Consider the following 20445-nt stretch of genomic DNA (forward strand, 5'->3'; position numbering starts at 1 on the left):
GGGCGCGGCCGGGGCGGCGCGCGCGGCCAGAGCCTCGCTCGCGGCCGGAGCCTCGCGCGCGGCGGGCGCCCCCGCCAGCGGATCGTCGCGCCGGCAGACGAGCACGATCTCCTCGACGCTGAGCGGCACCAGCTCGACGCCCGCGGGCGCCCGCTCCAACGAGACGAACGCGACGTCGAGCTGCCCCGCCTGCAGCTCCTCCAACAGCAGCGCCGAGCCGGCGCCACCGTGCCGCAGCCGCACCGTCACGCCCGGATGCTCGGCGTGGAAGCGCGCCAGCACCGCCGGCAGGTCGAGCGGCGACGCCGACTGGATCGTCCCGATCGTGAGCGTGCCGGCGACCGTGCCGCGCGCCCGCGCGACCGCGTCGGAGGCACGCTGCGCGGCGGCCAGCGCGGCCCGCGCCTCGGGCAGCAGCGCGGCGCCCGCGCCGGTCAGCGCGACCCGCTGCGTTGTGCGCTCGAACAGCGCGGCGTCCAGCTCCCGCTCCAGCGCGCGCACCGACGCGGAGACGCCCGACTGCACGAGGTGCAGCCGTCTCGCGGCGCGCGTGAAGCTCAGCTCTTCGGCGACCGCGACGAAGCAGGCGAGCTGGCGCAGTTCCACGCTTGATCACTCCAACGCATGAACCTCATCCTAGATCGTCGTTGGACGTGCTGAAAGCCCGGCGCCAGGATCACGCTGTGAGACGACGGCTCGACGCACGCGCAGGCTTCCTCGTCGTCGCCTTCGCCTTCGCTGCCACGACGGCGTACTCGACGGTGCCGACCCCGCTCTACGCGCTCTACGCGGAGCGCCACGACTTCGGCCCGCTGGTCGTCACGCTCGTCTTCGCCGTCTACGCCGTCGGCGTCATCGCCAGCCTGCTGCTGCTCGGCCACCTCTCCGACCGGCGCGGCCGCAAGCCGCTGCTGTGCGCGGGGCTCGTGCTCGACGCCGCCTCCGCGCTCCTGTTCGTGCTGTGGCCGGCGCTGGCCGGGCTGCTGCTGGCGCGCGTCGTCTGCGGGATCGCGACCGGGATGGTGACGGCGACCGCGACCGCCTGGCTCGTCGAGCTGTGGGGCGAGCGCCGCCCGCCCAGCCGCCCGGCCGTCACCGCGACCGCCGCCAACCTCGGCGGGATGGGCGTCGGGCCGCTGCTCGCGGGCGTGCTGGCGCAGCGGCTGCCGCAGCCGCTGCGCCTCCCCTATCTGCTCGTCGGCGGGCTGCTGCTGCTCGCGGCGCTGCTCGTCGCGGCCGTCCCGGAGACGGTCGCGCGACCGGAGCGGCCCGCGCCCTACCGGCCGCAACGGATCGTCGTGCCGCGCGCGCAGCTCGGCCGCTTCGCCGGCGCGGCGACCTCCGCGCTGACCTGCTTCGCGACCTTGAGCGTCTTCAGCTCGCTCGGCCCGGGGCTGCTCGCCGACGCCGTCGGCAGCCGCTCGTTCGCGCTCGCCGGCCTGATCGTCTTCGTCATCTTCGCCGTCGCCGCGACGACGCAGATCGCGCTCGCCGAGCTGCCGGCGCCGCGGCTGGCGGCGCTGGGACAGGCACTGGTCGCGGGCGGGCTGGTGCTGCTGGTGCTCGCGCTGGCGCTGCCGAGCCTGCCGCTGTACGTCGGTGCCGGCGTCGTCGCGGGGGCGGGCTGCGGCGCGCTCTTCAAGGGGTGCGTCGCGACCGTCGAGCGGATCGCGCCGACAGGGGCGCGCGCGGAGGCGCTCGCCGGGCTGTTCGTCGCCGCGTACTGCGGCACCGCGCTGCCGACGATCGGCCTCGGGCTGGCGACGCAGGCGCTCGACGCGCACGTCGCGCTGCTGCTGTTCGGCGCGCCGCTGCTCGCGCTGCTGGCACTGCCGGGCCGCCGGCTGCGTCAGCCGGCCGGGATAGGGTGAGCGGCGACACGTCTGGTGGCGTGCAGGGAAGATGCACGCGATACTGATTGCGTGATCGATGCTGAACAGGGGGCGCGCCGGCGCGCCAACGGTGGGTGACGAGCGATGTCCGAGAACGAGACCAGCAGAGACGGCGGCACGAGCGAGCTCGGCGTCCGCCTGCGCGGGGAGCGTGAGCGCCAGAAGATCGGCGTGCGCGAGCTGAGCCGGCGGCTCGGCGTCTCCGCCTCGATGATCTCCCAGATCGAGCGCGGCCGCGTGATGCCGTCGGTCAACACGCTCTACTCGATCACCTCGGCGCTCGGGATCTCGCTCGACGACCTGTTCGCAGAGCGGCCCGGGGGCAGGTCGCCCGCGCCGCTCGGCGTCGTGGCGGCCGTGGCCGGCGACGCACCGGCCGAGCCCGCGCGCGAGGCGTTCGTCGCCGCCGGTTCGCCGGTGCAGCGCGGCGAGGACTGCCAGAGACTGCAGCTCGGCTCGGGTGTGACATGGGCGCTGCTGACCTCCTCCCCGCGGCCCGACATCGACTTCCTGCGCACGACCTACGCGGTCGGCAGCGAGTCGACCCCGGCCGACGCGCTGATGCGCCACGCCGGCCACGAATACGGCACCGTGCTGGAGGGCCGCCTCGGCGTCACCGTCGGCTTCGACACCTACGAGCTGGAGCCGGGTGACTCGATCTCGTTCGAGTCCTCGACGCCGCATCGCCTCTACAACGCCGGCGACGAGCCGGCGGTTGCGATCTGGGTCGTCGTCGGTCGCGGCGGCGACCCGCGCGCCGACTGAGAAGCGTTTATATAGACTGCACGTTGCGTTTATCATGACGCAACATGGAGAGAACGCTGATTCGCCACGCCCACGTCGTCTCGCTCGACGCGGACGTGGGCGACCTGCCGGACGCCGAGATCCTGATCGAGGGCGACACGATCGCCGCGATCGGGGCTGACCTCGGCGTCACCGACTGCGAGACGATCGACGCCCGCGGCGCGATCGCGATCCCCGGCTTCGTCGACACCCACCGCCACACCTGGGAGGCGGTCGTGCGCGGGATCGCGCCCGACGCGACGATCGGCGACTACTTCGACATCGTGCTCGACCGGCTCGCGCCGCGCTACCGGCCCGACGACGTCTACGCCGGCAACCTGCTGGGCGCGCTCGACGCGCTCGACGGCGGCATCACGACGCTGCTCGACTGGTCGCACATCTCCAACACGCCCGAGCACTCCGACGAAGCGATCCGCGCGCTGCGCGACGCCGGCCTGCGCGCCGTCTACTGCTGCGGCACGCCCAACACCTCGGTCGCGGAGTGGTGGACCGACAGCGCGCGCGGCGCGCAGGACGACGTGCGCCGGATCCGCACCGAGCAGCTCCCCTCCGACGCTGGCCTCGTGACGATGTCGCTGGCCGCGCGCGGACCGGGGTTCTGCCTGCCCGAGGTCGTCGAGCACGACTGGCGCCTCGCGCGCGAGCTGGGGATCCCGATCAGCGTCCACGTCGGCTTCGGGCCGGCGGTGCACAGATTCGAGATGGTCCGGCGGCTGTACGAGCAGAGACTGCTCGGCCCCGACACGACCTACATCCACTGCAACCTCTGCGACGACGAGGAGCTGCGGATGATCGCCGACAGCGGCGGCACGACCTCAGTCGCGCCGACGGTCGAGATGCTGATGGGCCACGGCCTGCCGCCGGTCGCGCGGATGCTCGCGCACGGCTTGAGACCGAGCCTCTCGGTCGACGTCGTGACCGGCTCGCCCGGCGACATGTTCAGCCAGATGCGGACGCTGCTGGCGACCGAGCGGGCGCTGACGCACGACCTGCTGCTGCGCGCCGAGGAGGGCCGCCTGCCGGCCGACGCGCCGCCGCCGGGGCCGCTGCTGAGCGCCCGCCAGGTGCTCGAGTTCGCGACGATCGAGGGCGCGCGCGCCTGCGGTCTCGATCACCGCATCGGAACGCTCACGCCCGGCAAGCAGGCCGACGTCGTGCTGATCACGACCGACCGCCCGAACACGTGGCCGGTGATCGACCCGGTCGCGACGGTCGTCTGCTCGGCCGACACCGGCAACGTCGAGACGATCGTCGTCGCCGGCAGGGTCGTGAAGCGCGACGGACGGCTCGTGCGCGACGACTGGGCGCGCGTGCGCGAGGCGGCCGCTGCCGCCAGCGCACGCCTCATTCCGCACGCGAGCGCCTGCGGCCATGCCCACTGAGACGATGCGCGCCGCGCGCTTCCACGGCCTCGGCGACCTGCGGGTCGAGCAGGTCGCCGTCCCCGCCCCCGGTCCCGGCGAGCTGCTGCTGAGAGTGCTCGCCTGCGGCGTCTGCGGCAGCGATGCCGGCGAGCTGCGCCGGCCGGCGATGATCCGGTCGCTCGACGAGCCCCACCCGGCCAGCGGCCATGTCGGCCCGGTGACGATGGGGCACGAGTTCGCCGGCGAGGTCGTCGCGCTCGGAGAAGGGGTCGACGGCGTGCGCGAAGGCGCGCTGGTCGCCTGCGGCGCCGGCGTCTCGGCCGGCGGCGGGCCGGCCCGCCGCGCCGCCCGCACCAACCTCGCGCCGAGCTACTACACGCTCGGCTTCCACGCCGACGGCGGGCTCGCCGAGTACGTCGTCGCGCCGGCCGCGATCTGCTTCGACGTCGCGCCGTACGGGCTGACCGCCGACGCCGCCGCGCTCGCACAGCCGATGGCGATCGCCGTCCACGCTGCCCGCGGCGCCCGCGCGAGCGCCGGCGAGCAGGCGGTCGTGCTGGGCGCCGGAGGGATCGGCGTCAACATCGCGACCGCCCTCGCGGCGTGGGGCGTCGAGGTCGTCGTCGCCGACCTGGCGGCAGAGCGGCTGACGATCGCGGCGGCCGTCGGCGCGCACCACACGGTGCTCGCCGACGAGCTGCCCGATCTGCTCGCGCGGGAGCGGATCTCCCCCGATGTGATCTTCGAGGTCTCCGGCTCACGCGCGGGCCTCGACAGCGCCTTTGCGATCGCCCCGCGCGGCGCGCGGATCGTCCCGGCCGGCTTCCAGAAGCAGCCGTACGAGCTGGACGTGGCGAGACTGACGCTTGCCGAGCAGCAGCTGATCGGGACGGTCGCTCACGTCGCGGCGGACGACATGCCCGAGGCGCTGCGGCTGCTCGCCGGCCGCGCCGACGGCTGGGCCGACGTGGCGCCGCTGGCGATCCCGCTGGAGGCGCTGGTGGAGGAGGCGCTGCAACCGCTGCTGGAGGGCCGCGCGACGCGCGTGAAGACGTTGATCGACCCGCACGTCGCGAGCGCCCGCCCCGCCCGCACCTAGAGCATCAGCTCGGCGTTGTCGAGGCCGGTCTCCAGCTCGCCGGCCTCGATCCGCCGGGCGATGTCGATCAGCAGCGCGTTGACCGGCGCGTCGCGGCCGACGCGACGCAGCACCTCGACGACGTGGCCGTTGATCTCCTCGCCTTCCGCGCGGCGGCCCTTCATCCAGTCCTGCAGCACCGCGACACGGGTGTCCTCCAGCGACCAGCCGGCGAGCACGGCGTCGAGCAGCGCCGCCGCATAGCGCTCGGGCGGCAGCAGCTCGATGCCCTCCTGGCCGAACATCGGGACGATTCTGCAGCCGAGCGCGAGCGCGGCTTCGAGCGCCTCCGTGCCGGCGGCGTCCATCACCGCTCGCATTCCCGGAACGTTCAGCGCGTCGACGAGCGGCACGTCGAGGATCGCCGATGGCACCATCTCGGCGGCGTTGGCGACGAGCTTCATCCACTTCGCCGAGCGGATGTCGTCGGTGACGTCGGTCGTGCCGGCGTGCCGCATCAACGTCGCGACCTCCTCCTCACGACCACGCGCCGCGTCGTCGTAGGCGCCGACGCAGAACCACGTCCCGTCGCGCCCGGTCTGGCGGTTGACGATGCCCGGTTCGAACATGTTGCCGGCGATCTCGATCACCGCGCCGAGCGTCCGCCGCGGGCCGACGATCGACGCGACGTCGTCGATCGTCATGCCGTTCTGGAGGCCGACGACGAGCCCGTCGTCGGCGATCAGCGGCTTGATCAGCTCGCAGGCCCAGCGCGTGTCGTATGCCTTGACGCCGAAGAAGACGACGTCGAACGGCTCGCGCAGCATCGCCACCTCGCAGAGATGGATCGCGTTCACCTCGGTGCGGACCTCCGTGCCGTCGGGCGAGCGCACGAGCAGGCCGCCGGCGCGCATCGCCTCGACGTGCGCCGGCCACTGCTCGACGAAGGTGACGTCGTGGCCGGCGCGAACCATGTCGGCGCCGATCGCGGCGCCGTTGGCTCCGGTCCCGACGACCGCGATGCGTGGAACTGCCATCTGCACTCCTATGTCTCTGTTGATTCAGGCGCCGCCAGGCGCCGCCAGCGCCGAGGTCTTCACACCGCGGGCGCGGGAGTAGGCGCCGGCGGCGAAGAGGATCAGGATCCCCGGCAGGAAGTACTGCCACGACTGGTCGAGGCCGAGGAACGGCGTCGCGGTCGCGATCTCCTGCAGCAGCAGCGCACCGAGCAGGGCGCCGACGAACGAGCCGCGGCCGCCGAAGATCGAGGCGCCGCCGAGCACGACGGCGGTGATGCTCGTGAGCGTGTAGTTGATGCCGGCCGACGGGTCGCCGATGCCGATCTGCGCCGACAGCATCAGGCCGCCGAGCAGCGTCAGCAGCGCGCAGCCGACGTAGGCGCCGATCACGGTCACCCCGACGCGGGCGCCCATTCTGTGCGCGCGCGTCTCGTCGGAGCCGACGGCGCGCAGCTGCAGGCCCCAGCGGCTGCGCAGCAGCGCGATCTCGGCGCCGATCGCGAGCACGACCGCGATCACGAAGGCGAGTGGGACGCCGCCGACTCTCTGCGTCAGGAAGTCGGTGAAGTCGGGCGACAGCGAGCCGTCGGGCTGCGGGCGCAGCAGCAGCGAGACACCCTGCAGCACGATGTAGGTCGCCAGCGTCGCCAGCACCGGCGACAGCTTCACGAACCGCACCAGCATCCCGTTCGTCAACCCGACCGCGACCGCGACCGCGATCACGACGACGATCCCCAGCATCCACTCGCCGCCGGTCGAGCCGATCCCGAAGAAGAACGACAGCACGACGACGACGAGGCCGGCGAGCGGCCCGACCGAGAGGTCGATCCCCGCCGTCAGCAGCACGAGCAGCTGCCCGAAGGCGATGAACGCGAGCGCGCTGGCCAGCAGCAGCATGCTGGAGACCGAGCGCTCGCTGAAGAAGAACTCGTTTCTGCCGGTCGTGTAGATCGCCAGCAGGATGAAGAGCAGTGCCAGCACGAGCGCCGGGGCGCGGTCGCCGGCGGCGAAGCGGCGCAGTCTCAGCGCGCCGCGCGCCCGTTCGGCCAGCGTTCTGCGCTCGCTGGTCGCTGTCAGCGCGGCGCCGGTGATCTGCTCCTCGGTCACGTCGTCGCCCTCGAGCGTTCTGACGATCTGGCCGCGCGAGAAGACGTGGACGCGGTCGCAGAGGCCTTGCAGCTCCAGCGCGTCGGAGGAGACGACCACGACGCAGCTGCCGCCGTCGGCGACGGCGCGCATGACGCGGTAGATCTCGACGCGCGCGCCGGCGTCGACGCCGCGCGTCGGCTCGTCGGCCAGCAGGACGGTCGGCTCCTTCAGCGTCGAGCGCGCGAACAGCACCTTCTGCTGGTTGCCGCCCGACAGCGACCCGACCGGCGTGTCCTCGCTCGGCGTCTTGATCGTCAGCTCGCGGATCTGCTCCGCGACGGTCGCGCGCTCGCGCGCGGTCCGCACGACGGGTCCGCTGGCGACCTTGCCGAGCGACAGCAGCGACGTGTTCTCGCGCACGGAGAGGTCGAGGAACAGCCCCTCCTCGTGGCGGTCGCCGGGGAGGTAGACGATCCCGGCCGCCTGCGCGCTGCGCGGGTCGCGCACCGAGGCGCCCCTGCCGCCGACGGTCACCGAGCCACGCGCGGACTCGATCCCCGCGAGCGCCCGCAGCGCGTCGCGCTGGCCGTTGCCCTCGACACCGGCGAGGCCGACGATCTCGCCCGCTCCAACCGTCAGCGCGACGTCGTGGAAGCGGTCGCCGGAGAAGTCGCGCAGCTCCAGCAGCGGCGCCGCGGGGCCGGCGTCGGCCGGCCGCTTGTCGGGGAAGGCGCGCTCGATCGAGCGGCCGACGATCAACTGCAGGATCTGGTCCTCGGAGACCTCGGCGGCGTCGAAGGTGCCACGCATCTCGCCGTCGCGCAGCACGCTCAGGCGCGTCGCGATCCGCTTCACCTCGGGCAGGCGGTGGGAGATGTAGACGACCGCGGCGCCGGTCGCGACGATCTTCTGGATCCGCGCGAACAGCACCTCGGTCTCGGCCGCGGTCAGCGACTCGGTCGGCTCGTCGAGCACGAGCACGCGCGGCTCGCGCACGACCGCCTTGGCGATCTCCAGCAGGTGGCGCTCGGCGACGCCGAGCTCGCCGACGCGCGCTCCGGGATCGAGCTCGATGTCGATCGCGGCCAGCTTCTCGGCCGCCCAGGCGCGCGCTCTGCCGAGCGACGGGCGCCGCTGCGGCGGCATCCCGAAGGCCATGTTCTCGGCGACGGTGAGGTCGTCGAGCACGGAGGTGTGCTGGTAGACGACGGCCAGCCCGGCCGCCTGCGCGGCGGCCGGGGTCGGGTCCTCCAGCACCGTCCCGTCGATCTCGACGGTCCCCGAGTCGGGGACCGTCGAGCCGGCGGCGACGGCCATCAGCGTCGACTTGCCGGCGCCGTTCTCGCCCACGAGCGCGTGGACCTCGCCTTCGCGAACCTCGAAGCTGACGCGCTTGAGCGCACGGACGCCCGGATACGTCTTCTCGACGTCGGTCAGGCGCAGGACGGCGCGCGGTGTCGTCGACATGATTCGGTCGCTCCTAGTCGGTCTTGCCGAACTGCTCCAGGTCGGCCTCGCTGAGGTCGTTGGAGAAGTAGGTGTCGGGCGGGGACGCGGGATCGCATCTGGGGTCTCTGCCGCCGAGGCTGTCCTCGGTCAGGCCGAGCGCGAACAGCGACGGCTCGCCGTTCTCGATCCCCTCGGCGGAGGCGACGGCCTTGCGCGCCGCGATCCGGCCGAGCCAGTTGCGCGACGAGATCGTCGCCAGCTCGAAGTCGGGGTTCGAGGTCTTCAGTCTTCTGAACTGGCAGGCGAGGTTGTTGGCCTCGGTCGTCGCGATCGGGATCAGTCTGCGGTTGGCCTGCTGGAAGGCGCGCAGCGCGCCCTCGGTCGAAGCGCCGTAGTCGATGATCGCGCCGTCGATCTCGGGGTACTTCGCCAGCAGCGCGGCCATCGTTCTCTGCGCCTGCGCCGGATCCCAGTTGGTCGCCGGGTAGTCCTTGTCGCCGGTCAGCAGTCTGATGTCGGGGTAGTTGGCGCTGAACTCCTCGACGACGCCCTCCAGCTCGTTCTGGCTGACGGGGGTGCCGGCCGGGCCGCCGAGGAAGACGACGTTGCCTCTGCCTCTCAGCGTCTCGCCCATCCATCTCGCCCACGCGGCGCCGTTGGCCTTCGTGTCCCAGTCGACGTAGTCGAGGTAGTCGGTGCCTCTCGTGCCGCCGGGCTCCGAGGCCCACGCGACGACTCTCACGCCGGCCTGCGTCGCGGCCTTGAAGGCCGGCGCCTGCGCCGGGCCGAAGCCGGGCACGACGACGAGCGCGTCGATCCCCTGCGCGACCATGCCGTTGATGTCGGAGATCGTCTTCTGCAGGTCACCGCCGCCGGCGGCGACGATCTGTCTGACGTTGTCGCACTTGGCCAGCTCCGAGCGGACCGTCGCGTACGACGCCTGCGACCAGGCGTTGATGCCGAAGCCGTCGTGGACGCCGACCGTGATCGGTCTGTCACCGCACCACGAGGTGTCCTCGCTCTTGCCGGCGGTCGCCTCCAGCTCCTCCGTCGAGGCGGCGGCCGGCGCGGCCGCGGTCGTGTCGGCGGCGGCCGTGCTGTCGCCGCCTCCGCTCGTCGAACCACTCGACGAGCTGCTCGAGTCGCCGCACGCGGCGACGGTCAGCGCGAGCGCGCACGCCGCGACGACGGCGAGCAGCCCTCGCAGACGGCGCACGGCCGCCTTGAGCTCCAAACCCATGACTACCTCTCCTCCGAATTGATGAACTCGATGCGGTGGACGACCGCCCCACGGCCGTCCGGTGCGGCGGCGCTAGTCCGACCGCTGCGACGTCGGCACGCGCCCTGACGGCAGCGCGCGCCGCACCGCGGCCCAGGGCACGTTGCGAAGCCCCATGCCGAGCGCGATGATCAGCCCCTGGATCAGCAGCTGGACCGACGAGGCGGCGCCCATCCCGAGCACGACCTGGTTGAGCTGCGTGAGGAAGAGCGCGCCGACCGCGGTCGCGGCGACGCTGCCGCTCCCGCCGGTCAGCGCCGTGCCGCCGAGCACGACCGCCGCGATCGACGGCAGCAGGTACTGCTGCCCCGGCTGCAGGCCCGGCGTCTCGAGGAAGCCGGCCAGCAGGATGCCGGCGGCGGCGTAGAGCAGACCCGCGACGACGTACGTGCCGAGCTGGTGCTCGCGCACGCGGATGCCGGCGGCGACCGCCGCGCGCGGGCTGGCGCCGGCGGCGACGAAGCGGCGCCCGAGGATCGTGCGGCGCACGACGAAGGTCGCCAGCGCGATCAGGACGACGGCGATCACGACGGTGTTGGGGATCCCCGCGACCTTGCCGGAGGCGAGGTCGACGAGCGCCGGCGGCGCCGGGTCCGACGCGCTGCCGCTGGTGTACTGCAGCACCGCGCCGGTCAGCAGCGCGTTGACGCCGAGCGTCGCGATCAGCGGCGTGATGCCGAAGCGCGTGATCGCGATCCCGCTGATCAGCGCCGCCAGCGCGCAGGCGCCGAGCGCGATCGCGACCGCCGCCAGCAGTCTCCCGTCGGACCCCTGCGGGTACTTCGAGACGATCACCGCCGACAGCGAGACCATGCCGGGGACCGACAGGTCGAGGCCGCCCTGCTGGACGATCAGCGTCTGCCCGGCCGCGACGAGCGCGAGGATCGCCGCGAACGGCAGCATCCCCAGCAGCGCGCTGCCGTCGAGGCTGCCGCTGGCGAGGATCGGGCTGACCGCGAACAGCAGCGCGGTCGCCGGCCAGATCGCGAAGTAGGGCGTGCGCACGAAGGCGCGCAGCCAGCGCAGCGGGCTGATCTGAGTCGGCACCGCGACCGCGGTCCCCGGGTGGGCGGCTTGCTCGCTCATGCGTGGGTGTGCACCCGCGGGATCCACGTCCCGTCGAAGTTGCAGTCGGAGATGCCGGTGTCGTCGGCGGCCTTCGCGAGCAGGTGGTCGCGCGTCGCGTTGACGAGCGTCTTGGCGCGGTCGAGGTCGAAGTCGACCATCTGGCCGCCGCGCTTGACGACCCTGCCGGCGACGAGGATCGTGTCGACGAGTCCGGGATGGGCGTTGTAGACGACCGCCGCGACCGGGTTGTTGAGCGGGAACATGCCGAGGCCGTCGGCCTTCAGCAGCAGGACATCGGCCTGCTTGCCCGGCGTGATCGAGCCGGTGACGCCGTCGAGGCCGCAGGCGCGCGCGCCTTCGATCGTGGCGAACTCCAGCACGTCGCGCGAGCTGATCTTCAGCTGCTCGCCGCCGGAGAGCGTGCCGCCCGAGGCCTCCAGCGCCGCGTTGTCGATCGCGTGCTGGGTCACGAGCGTCGTGCGCATCTGGCTGAACATGTCGGTCCCGACCGCGGAGCAGACGTCGACTGAGAAGCTCGGCCGCACGCCGGCGTCGAGCAGCCGCCCGGTCGCCGGCCAGCCGTGGCCCATCTGCATCTCGACGATCGACGCGATCGAAGCGGTGCCGCCAGAGGCGGCGATCATCGCCAGCTCGTCGTCGCCGAGCGTGTTGCAGTGGACGTAGGTCGTTCTGTCGTCGAGCAGGCCGTTGGCCTTCATCCACTCGATCGGGCGCGTCTTGCCCAGCTCGCCGTCGCCGACGTGGACGGTCACGCGCAGGTCCAGCTCGCGCGCGATCGCCCAGTCGTGCAGCGCGACCTCCTCGGTCGTGAACTGCGGCCCGCGGATCGCGATCGCCATCGTGCTGAGGCCGTCCTGCGAGGAGAAGTACTGGTCGCGCACGCGGCGGACGTCGTCGGCCGGGTGCGGCGTCGTGTTGCCGGGCACGGGGCTCCAGCCGGCCGCGCCGCCGCCGTGGGCGAAGACGGTGCGGGCGCCGGAGTCGCGCAGGCCCGCGATCGCGCCGTCAGCGTGGTCGGGGGTGGCGAGGTTGTGCGACCAGTCGAGCAGCGTCGTGACGCCCGCGTCGAGCGCCTCGGCGGTCCCGAGCAGGTTGCCGGCGTAGGTGTCCTCGGGGCGGTAGTGCTTGCTGAGGCCCGTGTGGATGCCGGCGAGGTAGTGGAACAGCGACCAGTCGGAGCCGATGTTGCGGACCGGCGCCTGCCACGTGTGACGGTGGGTGTCGATGAAGCCCGGGAGCACGATGTGACCGGTCGCGTCGATGACCTCGACGTCGCCGCTGGCCTCGATGGACGGGGCCACCGCGGTGATGACGCCGTCCTCGATCAGGACGTCGCCGGTCTGCAGATCGCCGATCGCACGGTCGACGGTGATCACCGTGCCGCCGCGAATGAGCTTGCGCTGATTCGACACCTTCGCTCCGTTCTCTCCTCCGGGATACGCAACGGCAAGGTAACGAGCGGCGCACAGCGTGTCAAGCAGCAATTACCAAATTGGCGTTTCGATCATTTCCACTACACAGGCGCGGGTAATCTCCCTACACTGGCCGCGTGGAGAGGAGCGGACCTGAGGAGGGGCCGGCGTTCGACGCCGTGCAGCTCGGCGAGCGGCTGCGCGCGGCGCGCGAGCGCAACGGCATCGGACTGCGCGAGCTGAGCCGCCGCGTGCAGCTGTCAGCGAGCATGATCTCGCAGCTGGAGCGCGGCCTGACGATGCCGTCGGTGACGACGCTGTACGCCGTCACGACGGCGCTCGGCAGCTCGCTCGACGAGCTGGTGGGAGCGCCGCGGACGGCGGCGGGCGCGGCCGCGCCCGCGCTCGCGGGCGCGCCGCCGGTCACCGTGCCCGCGGGCGGCGCGCTCGCGCGGCCAACCCAGCTCGAATCGGCGCCGCTGCCGGTCGCCCGTCATGCCTCCCCGCGCCGGATCGCGCTGGAGGACGGGGTGCGCTGGGAGCTGTTGGCCGCCACGCCCAGCCCCGACGTCGAGTTCATGCGCGTGACCTACGAGCCCGGCGGCGCCTCGGCGCCGGCCGACGCGCTGCAGCGCCACGACGGCAGCGAGTACGGCCACGTCGCCGAGGGGCGGCTGGGCGTGACCGTCGGCTTTCACACCTACGAGCTGGAGGCCGGCGACTCGATCTCGTTCGCCTCGACGATGCCGCACCGGCTCTTCAACCTGCTCGACGACCGCCCCACGACCGGCTTCTGGGTCGTCGTCGGGCGCAGCGCTCGCGCGCACGCGTGAGCGGGCCAGGCGCGGCGCGCTCGCGGCGTTCCGCCCAGCGCGGCGGCTCGCGCCGCCGCTCACCGCCCGGCCGCGCGGGTGGCGCCGCCGCTTCTGTGTATCTATAGTGAACGCATGGAGTGTGAGACTGCACGTGCGCGCGATCCGCGCATCGCCGCGGGGATGGCACGCCAGCTCGCCGCGCGCGCGGCCGCGCTGCGCGACGGCGCCCGCCCGCTCGGCTGGAAGGTGGCGCTCACCACGGCCGCCAGCCAGCGCGCCGCCGGTCTCGACCAGCGCGTCGTCGGCCACCTGACCGACCGCACGCTGCTCGCCGACGGCGCGGAGGTCGCGATCGGCGGCTGGAGCAGAGCGATGATCGAGGGCGAGCTGGCGATCACGCTCGGCGCCGACCTCCCGCCCGGCGCCGACGAGGCCGCCGCCGCCGCGGCGATCGGCGCGCTCTCCGCCGCGATCGAGCTGGTCGACGTGACGCTGCCGCTCGACGCCGTCGAGGAGGTGATCGCCGGCGACGTCTTCCACCGCGCCGTCATGCTCGGTCCGCCGCAGGCATCGCGCCACGGCGGCGACGACACCGGCATCTCCGTGCGCGCCTCGCTCGACGGCGTCGAGGTCGCGCGCGAGGACGACCCGCGCGCGGTGATCGGCGCGCCGGTCGACGTCGTCCGCTTCGTCGCCGACGAGCTGGCGCGCCACGGCGAGCGGCTGTCGGCCGGCGATGTCGTGATCGCCGGCTCCGCGATCCCGCTGACGCCGGTCGCCCCTGGCCAGCGGTTGCGCGTCGAGGTCGCGCCGCTCGGCGCGCTGGAGCTGTCGTTCACCACCTAGGAGGAGATCTCGTGCGAATCGCTGTGCTTGGACTGGGACGGATGGGAGCGGCGATCGCCGAGCGCCTGCTCGACGCCGGCCACGAGCTGACCGTCTGGAACCGCTCGCCGGCCGCGACCGAGCCGTTCGCCGCCCGCGGCGTGCGCGTCGCCGCGCGGCCCGCCGACGTGTGGCAGCACGCCGACGCGGCGATCACGATGCTCGCCGACGGCGCCGCGCTGGAGCAGGTCGTGCACGGCGACGGCGGCCTGCTCGACGGTCTCGCCGCGCCCGCGTCCGGCGCCTCCCCCACGTCCGGCGGCCGCACCGTGATCGACATGGGCACCGTCGGCGCCGACACCTCCGCGCGGATCGCCGCGGTGCTCGCCGAGCGCGACGTGGCGCTGCTGCGCGCCCCGGTCTCCGGCAACCCGGCGGTCGTCGCCGCCGGCAACCTCTCGATCGTCGTCTCCGGCCCGCGCGAGCGCTTCGACGCGCTCGCGCCCACGCTGAGCGACATCGGCCCCAACCTCTTCTACGTCGGCGACGCCGAGCAGGCGCGCGTCGTCAAGCTCGCGCTCAACCTGATGCTCGCCGGCACCGCCCAGCTGATCGCCGAGGCGCTGGTGCTGCTGGAGGCCGACGGCGTCGCGCGCGCCGACGCGCTCGCGGTGATCGGCGGCTCCGCCGTCGGCAGCCCGTTCGTCAGATACAAGACCGACGCGCTCGTCGCCGACGACTACAGCTCGACGTTCACCGCCGAGCTGATGCGCAAGGACCTCGAGCTGGCGCTCGACGCCGGCAGACGCGCCGGCGTCCCGCTGCCGCTGACCGCCGCGACGCAGCAGCTCGTGCAGGGCTGCATCTCGCAGGGGATGGGCCAGCTCGACCTGATGGCCCTGCTGCCGCGCCTGCGGCGCGAGGCCGGGCTCGGCGACGCCTGAGACGACCACCGCCACGCCACCGCCACCGCCACGAAACGGAGCAGTCCCGATGCACCACGTCCAGTTCGCCGCCGACATCCGCGGCGCCGTCCCGGCCCGCTACGCCGGCCATGTCGAGCGCTTCGAGCGCGCCGAGATCGTCGGCAAGCAGGTCGGCGCCGTCCACACCGGCTTCGGGCTCTGCGCGCTCGCCGACGGCGGCATGGTCGGCGCGCACCTCCACTCGTGCGAGGAGAGCTTCTTCGTGCTGGCGGGATCGCCGGAGCTGACGCTCGACGGCCGCACGACGCGGCTGGAGCCGGGCGCCTGCGGGATCGTGCCGCTCGGTGTCGAGCACTCGTGGCGCAATCGCGACGGGCAGCCGGCCCGCTGGTTGGAGATGACGGCGCCCGCGCCGCGCCTGGACGACGAGAAGCCGGACACCTTCTTCACCGGGACGCCGCTCGCCGACGGCCCGGTCCACCCGCTCGACGTGCGTGACCCCCGCTCGCGCACCTTCTTCCGCCTCGACGCCGGCCAGATGGACGTCGACGTGCTCAAGCACGGCGCCGCGGTCGACGCGCCGCAGGTCTCCTCCAGCATGGCGACGGCGCTGCTCGCCTACAGCGGCATCGCCGTCAAGATGCTCGTCGACCAGCGCCTCGGTGCTGCGCTGCACACGATGTTCATGGTCGAGTACCAGCCCGGCGGCGTCGCCCAGCCCCACGACCATCCGCTGGAGGAGAGCTACTTCATCCTCGACGGCGAGGTCGAGGCGGTCGCCGACGGCGAGCGCTACCTGCTCAGAGCCGGCGACGCGATGTGGACCGGCGTCGGCTGCATCCACGCCTTCTACAACACCAGTGACGCGACGGTGCGCTGGCTGGAGACCTCCTCACCGCAGCCGCCGTCGAACCACTCCTACCGCTTCGACCGCGACTGGGATCACCTCGCCGAGCTGCTCGGCAGAGGCTGAGGCGGGGAGGCGAAGGCGCGGCGTCGCGAGGGCGGCGCCGCGCCCGCCCTCACAGCGCGGCGAGCAGCCGCGCGAGGTTGCCGGGGCCGGGCTCCAGCTCGCCACGCTCGACCTGGTGCGCCAGTGCGACGACGGCCGCATTGGCCGGCGCCGCGCCGCCGAGCCGCTCGGCCTCGGCGACGACGAGGCCGTTGATGTCGTCGACCTCGCTGTGGCGGCCCTTGCGCCAGTCGTGCAGGATCGTCGTCGTCGTGTGCTCCAGCACGAAGCCGGCGTAGAGCACGTCGAGCAGCGTCTCGACGACCTCCTCGGGCCGCCGCACGTGCTCCTCTCTGAGGCCGAAGATCGGCAGCACCGGATGGCCGAGCGCGGCGCCCGTGTCGAGCGCCTCCTGGCCGCAGCGGATCATCAGCTCGCGCATCCCCGGCTCGTTCAGCGCCGCGCGCATCGGCACGCCGAGCAGCGCGGTCGTGACGAGCGTCGTGCAGTTGCTGACGAGCTTCATCCACTTCGCCGCGCGGATGTCGTCGACGACCTCGACGGCGCCCGAGCAGCGCAGCAGGTCGGCGACCTCGTGCTCGCGGCCGCGCGTCGCGGGGTCGAGCGCGCCGACCGCGAACCACGAGCGCGACGGCGGCGAGTGACGCTCGACGACGCCCGGCACGGTCATCATCGAGGAGACCTCGATCACCGTCCCGAGCGTCCGCTCCGCGCCGACGACCTCGGCGATCACGTCGGCGGTCATGCCGTTCTGGACGCCCGCGACGAGCCCGCCGGGCGCGAGGTGGGGCGCGATCAGCTGCGTCGCCCAGCGCGCGTCGTAGGCCTTCATCAGCAGCAGCACGACGTCGAACGGGCGCGTGAAGGTCGCCACGTCACAGAGGTCGTGCGCCTTGACGCGCACGTGCAGCGTCTCGTCGGGCAGCTCGATCCGCAACCCGTCGGCGCGCATCGCGCGGACGTGCTCGGGCCACTGCTCGATCAGCGTCACGTCGTGCCCGGCCGCGGTCAGGTCGGCGCCGATCGAGGCGCCGTTGGCACCGCTGCCGAGGACCGCGATCCGCGGCCCGGTGGTCATCGCGCGGCGGGGCTCGGCCGCCGGTGCGCGACGCGGCTCACGCCGCCACCCCCAGCCGCGCCCGCACGGCCGCGACGATCGCGTCGGCGCCCGGCAGGAAGGGATCCTCCAGCGTCGGGCTGTACGGGACCGGCGTGTCGTCGGTCGCCAGGCGCCAGACGTCGTCCAGCTCGCCGAGCGCCTCCTCGCTGACGCGCGCGACCAGCTCGCCGGCCCAGCCGCCGGTCAGCGGCCCCTCCTCGACGACGAGCAGCCGGTTGGTCTTCGCGACCGAGCCGACGACCGTCGGCACGTCGAGCGGGCGCAGCGTGCGCAGGTCGACGACCTCCAGCTCGATCCCCTCGGCGGCGAGCGTCTCGGCGGCGGTCAGCGCGTGGTGGACGGAGGCGGCGACGGCGGCGACGGTCAGGTCGGCACCGGCGCGCACGACCTTCGCCTCGCCGATCGTCGCGACCTCCTCTTGCGGCGCCGGGTCGCCCTTGAGCGAGTAGAGCCGCTTGTGCTCCAGGAAGAGGACGGGGTTGTCGTCGCGGATCGCCGCCTTCAGCAGCGCCTTCGCGTCGGCCGGGGTGCTCGGCGCGACGATCTTCAGGCCGGGGACGCCCTGGAACCACGGCGCCGGCGACTGCGAGTGGATCGCGCCGAAGCGGCCGCCCGCGCCGAAGGCGGAGCGCACCACGATCGGCGCCGGCGCCTGCTCGTTGGAGAGGTACCAGTACTTCGCCGCCTGGTTGACCATGCCGTCCATCGCGAGCGGCAGGAAGTCGGCGAACATGATCTCGATCACGGGACGCAGGCCGCAGACGGCGGCGCCGAAGGCGGCGCCGGTGATCGCCAGCTCCGAGATCGGCGTGTCGAAGACGCGCGCCTCGCCATGGGCGTCGTAGAGACCGGGCGTGGCGGCGAAGACGCCGCCCGGCTTGGCGACGTCCTCGCCGAAGAAGACGACGCGCTCGTCGCGCGCCAGCTCCTCGTCGAGCGCGTCGCGGATCGCGCGGCGGAATTCGAGCGTGTCAGCCATCGATGGACCCCTTCGTTGCAAGTGAGGTGCTCTGCGCGCCGCACGGGCGGCGGCCGGTTGCGGTGGGCGGGCTCACAGCGCCAGCAGCTCCGGCGTCTCGAGCAGCTCGCGCACGCGCGCGAGGAATGCGGCGCCATCAGCGCCGTTGACGATGCGGTGGTCGCAGGTGAGGCGGGCGAACATCGTGCTGCCGAGCGCGAGCTGCCCGTCGCGCGCGACCGGCCGCTGCTTGACCGCGCCGACGGCGAGGATCGCCGCCTGCGGCGGGTTGAGCACGGCGGTGAAGGCGTCGACGCCGAACATGCCGAGGTTGGAGACGGTGAAGGTCGCGCCGCTCAACTCGGCCGGGGTCAGCCTGCCCTCGCGCGCACTGGCGGCGAGCCGCCGCACGTCGCCGGCGATCTGCCCGAGCGTGCGCTGGTCGGCGTCGACGACGGTCGGCACCAGCAGCGCGCCGGGCACCGCGACCGCGACGCCGACGTTGACCCGGTCGAACAGCTCGATCGCGTCGCCGCGATAGGCGCCGTTGAGGCGGGGGTGCTCGCGCAGCGCGATCCCGCACGCCTTGATGACGAAGTCGCCGAGGGACGGCGGCTTGGCCGCGCTCGCGTCAGCGCCGCCCGCTCCAGCCGCGCCCGCGAGCAGCTCCTTGAAGCGCGCGCGCATCGCGATCGCGGCGTCCATCTCGACCTCGACGTCGAGCACGAAGTCGGGCGCCGACTGCTTCGACTCCGTCATCCGCTTGGCGATCACCTGCTGGATGCGGGTGAGGGGGACGAGGTTGGCGGCTTCCACGGTGGGCGCCGGCGCCGGCTCCGCCGCCAGCACGTCCGACTTCACGACGCGCCCGTTCGGCCCGCTGCCGACGAGCGTCGCGAGGTCGATCTTCAGCTCACGCGCGATCCGCCGCGCCAGCGGCGAGGCCGACACGCGCGCCCCGCGCGCCGGCACCACAGCATGCGCGTGAACTTGTGGTCGCTCAGCGACCACAGATTCACGCGCATCGGAGGGCGCGGACGGCGGCGCGGCGTCGACTGCCACCCCTGCCGGCGCGATGTGGGCGATCGTCTCGCCGACCGGAACCGTCCCGCCGGCCGGCACGACGACGTGCAGAACCCCATCCGTCTCGGCCTCGTAGGGCATCGTCGCCTTGTCGGTCTCGACCTCGACGATCTCCTCGCCCGCCGTCACCGCCGCGCCGTCCTCGACGAGCCAGGTGACGATCGTCCCCTCCTCCATCGAGTCGGACAGGCGCGGCATCGGGACGGTGAGGACCCCGGCAGCAGTCGCGCTCATGACGTCGTCGGCGCGAACTCGCGCGCGCCGTCGCGCGCCGGGTCGGGGTACGGTGCCGCGAGCGCACGCGCGACGATCTGCTCGAACTGCGCTTCCACGGCCGCGTCGACGCCGTCGACCACGCCGGCATCGACGCCGAACGCCTCGGCCAGCCGCGCACGCGCGACCAGCAGCGGATCGCGGGCCTTCCACTCCTCCAGCTCGCCCGGCTTGCGGTACTTCCCCGGATCCGAGCGCGAGTGGCCGACGAAGCGGTACGTCATCGACTGGATGAACTGCGGCCCCTCGCCGGCGCGCGCCCGTCTGACCGCCGCGTCGGCGGCCTCGCGCACGGCCCACACGTCCATCCCGTCGATCGTCTCGGTCGGGATCCCGAGCGTCTGCGGACGGGCGGCGATCTCGCCGGCGGTGACGTCCTCGAACGGCGTGAACTCGCCGTAGCGGTTGTTCTCGCAGACGAACAGGACCGGCAGTCTCAGCACCGCCGCGAAGTTGAGGCACTCGTGGAAGTAGCCGTGGTTGGTCGTGCCCTCGCCGAAGAAGGCGACGGCGACCCCGCCGTTGCCCTGACGCGACAACGCCAGCGCGGCGCCGGTCGCGGCCGAGATCGAGCCGCCGATGATCCCGAAGGAGCCGATCAGCCGGTGCTCCAGGTCGATCACGTTCATCGAGCCGGCGCGGCCGCCGCAGACGCCCGTCTCGCGGCCGAGCATCTCGTCGAGCAGGCCCTGCGGGTCGACGCCGACGCCGAGCGCGTGGCCGTGGCCGCGGTAGGTGCCGGCGACGCGGTCGTGCTCGCCCAGGACGTCGCCGACGCCGATCGCGCCGGCCTCCTCGCCGATGTAGAGGTGCGTCGTGCCGTGCACCTCGCCCTTCTGGAAGAGCGACTGGACCGCCTCCTCGAAGCGGCGCACGACGAGCATCTTGCGGTACAGCTCCAACCCGTGCTGGGCCGGGCCGCTCAGCTCGCTGGTGGCGACGCCGCCCGCGCTCCCGGCAACGCCCTCCGCGGCGCCCTGCGTGCGCGAGGCCACCG

At 73.3% G+C, this 20445-nt stretch carries 18 protein-coding genes; 8 read left to right on the forward strand and 10 right to left on the reverse strand.

What is annotated here, in order from left to right:
• Positions 1-606, reverse strand: a 606-nt coding sequence (locus tag R7226_RS09160; RefSeq protein ID WP_318596770.1) for a LysR family transcriptional regulator, incomplete at its 3' end; no start/stop codon positions are given.
• Between the two features lie 77 nt (positions 607-683).
• Here R7226_RS09160 and R7226_RS09165 point away from each other — a divergent pair.
• From R7226_RS09165 to R7226_RS09180, 4 genes are all read left to right on the forward strand, one after another.
• Positions 684-1871, forward strand: a complete 1188-nt coding sequence (locus R7226_RS09165) for an MFS transporter (RefSeq protein WP_318596771.1) — start codon at positions 684-686, stop codon at positions 1869-1871.
• A gap of 105 nt (positions 1872-1976) precedes the next feature.
• Positions 1977-2657 (forward strand): cupin domain-containing protein, encoded by a 681-nt coding sequence (locus tag R7226_RS09170; protein WP_318596772.1) that lies wholly within the window; start codon positions 1977-1979, stop codon positions 2655-2657.
• A 44-nt stretch (positions 2658-2701) separates the two neighbouring features.
• Positions 2702-4078 carry an amidohydrolase family protein gene (locus R7226_RS09175; RefSeq protein WP_318596773.1) on the forward strand — a complete coding sequence of 459 codons (1377 nt, stop codon included), beginning with the start codon at positions 2702-2704 and terminating at the stop codon, positions 4076-4078.
• Positions 4068-5159, forward strand: coding sequence for a zinc-dependent alcohol dehydrogenase (locus R7226_RS09180; protein WP_318596774.1), 1092 nt, complete (start codon positions 4068-4070; stop codon positions 5157-5159). Before R7226_RS09175 ends, R7226_RS09180 begins: the two co-directional genes overlap by 11 nt.
• Here R7226_RS09180 and R7226_RS09185 read toward each other — a convergent pair.
• The 5 genes from R7226_RS09185 to R7226_RS09205 all read right to left on the reverse strand — a co-directional run bounded on the left by R7226_RS09185 (position 5156) and on the right by R7226_RS09205 (position 12475).
• Positions 5156-6175 (reverse strand): ketopantoate reductase family protein, encoded by a 1020-nt coding sequence (locus R7226_RS09185; RefSeq protein ID WP_318596775.1) that lies wholly within the window; start codon positions 6173-6175, stop codon positions 5156-5158. The two genes, R7226_RS09180 and R7226_RS09185, sit on opposite strands and share 4 nt — an antisense overlap.
• A 24-nt stretch (positions 6176-6199) precedes the next feature.
• Positions 6200-8713 carry an ATP-binding cassette domain-containing protein gene (locus R7226_RS09190; protein ID WP_318596776.1) on the reverse strand — a complete coding sequence of 838 codons (2514 nt, stop codon included), beginning with the start codon at positions 8711-8713 and terminating at the stop codon, positions 6200-6202.
• Between the two features lie 13 nt (positions 8714-8726).
• On the reverse strand, positions 8727-9935 hold the full coding sequence (locus R7226_RS09195; RefSeq protein ID WP_318596777.1) for a substrate-binding domain-containing protein: 1209 nt from the start codon (positions 9933-9935) through the stop codon (positions 8727-8729).
• Positions 9936-10007: 72 nt separating this feature from the next.
• Positions 10008-11060, reverse strand: a complete 1053-nt coding sequence (locus tag R7226_RS09200; protein WP_318596778.1) for an ABC transporter permease — start codon at positions 11058-11060, stop codon at positions 10008-10010.
• Positions 11057-12475 (reverse strand): amidohydrolase family protein, encoded by a 1419-nt coding sequence (locus tag R7226_RS09205; protein WP_318596779.1) that lies wholly within the window; start codon positions 12473-12475, stop codon positions 11057-11059. The genes R7226_RS09200 and R7226_RS09205 overlap by 4 nt, the downstream gene beginning before the upstream one ends.
• A 137-nt stretch (positions 12476-12612) precedes the next feature.
• On the opposite strand from R7226_RS09205, the gene R7226_RS09210 reads away from it, so the two are divergent.
• The 4 genes from R7226_RS09210 (at position 12613) to R7226_RS09225 (ending at position 16014) form a co-directional block, all read left to right on the forward strand.
• A complete protein-coding gene (locus tag R7226_RS09210) occupies positions 12613-13308 on the forward strand; it encodes a helix-turn-helix domain-containing protein (protein WP_318596780.1) in 696 nt (231 codons plus the stop codon).
• 114 nt (positions 13309-13422) lie between these two features.
• On the forward strand, positions 13423-14136 hold the full coding sequence (locus tag R7226_RS09215; protein ID WP_318596781.1) for a fumarylacetoacetate hydrolase family protein: 714 nt from the start codon (positions 13423-13425) through the stop codon (positions 14134-14136).
• An 11-nt stretch (positions 14137-14147) separates the two neighbouring features.
• Positions 14148-15059 carry an NAD(P)-dependent oxidoreductase gene (locus R7226_RS09220; RefSeq protein WP_318596782.1) on the forward strand — a complete coding sequence of 304 codons (912 nt, stop codon included), beginning with the start codon at positions 14148-14150 and terminating at the stop codon, positions 15057-15059.
• Between the two features lie 49 nt (positions 15060-15108).
• Positions 15109-16014 carry a cupin domain-containing protein gene (locus R7226_RS09225; protein ID WP_318596783.1) on the forward strand — a complete coding sequence of 302 codons (906 nt, stop codon included), beginning with the start codon at positions 15109-15111 and terminating at the stop codon, positions 16012-16014.
• A 49-nt stretch (positions 16015-16063) separates the two neighbouring features.
• Here the strand turns inward: R7226_RS09225 and R7226_RS09230 are convergent, their stop codons facing one another.
• The 4 genes from R7226_RS09230 to R7226_RS09245 form a co-directional block, all read right to left on the reverse strand.
• The gene (locus R7226_RS09230; RefSeq protein WP_318596784.1) at positions 16064-17092 is read right to left on the reverse strand and encodes a ketopantoate reductase family protein; all 1029 of its coding nucleotides are present in this window, start codon (positions 17090-17092) and stop codon (positions 16064-16066) included.
• Between the two features lie 37 nt (positions 17093-17129).
• Positions 17130-18113: an alpha-ketoacid dehydrogenase subunit beta gene (locus R7226_RS09235; RefSeq protein ID WP_318596785.1), complete on the reverse strand. Its 984-nt coding sequence runs from the start codon at positions 18111-18113 to the stop codon at positions 17130-17132.
• A gap of 72 nt (positions 18114-18185) precedes the next feature.
• Entirely contained in the window at positions 18186-19409 is a 1224-nt protein-coding gene (locus tag R7226_RS09240) for a dihydrolipoamide acetyltransferase family protein (RefSeq protein ID WP_318596786.1), read from the reverse strand.
• The gene (locus R7226_RS09245; protein WP_318596787.1) at positions 19406-20443 is read right to left on the reverse strand and encodes a thiamine pyrophosphate-dependent dehydrogenase E1 component subunit alpha; all 1038 of its coding nucleotides are present in this window, start codon (positions 20441-20443) and stop codon (positions 19406-19408) included. Before R7226_RS09245 ends, R7226_RS09240 begins: the two co-directional genes overlap by 4 nt.
• Positions 20444-20445: the final 2 nt, after the last annotated feature.

Origin of the sequence: Conexibacter stalactiti (assembly GCF_033542075.1) — a bacterium.
In the GTDB taxonomy this organism is placed as follows: Bacteria; Actinomycetota; Thermoleophilia; order Solirubrobacterales; family Solirubrobacteraceae; genus Conexibacter; species Conexibacter stalactiti.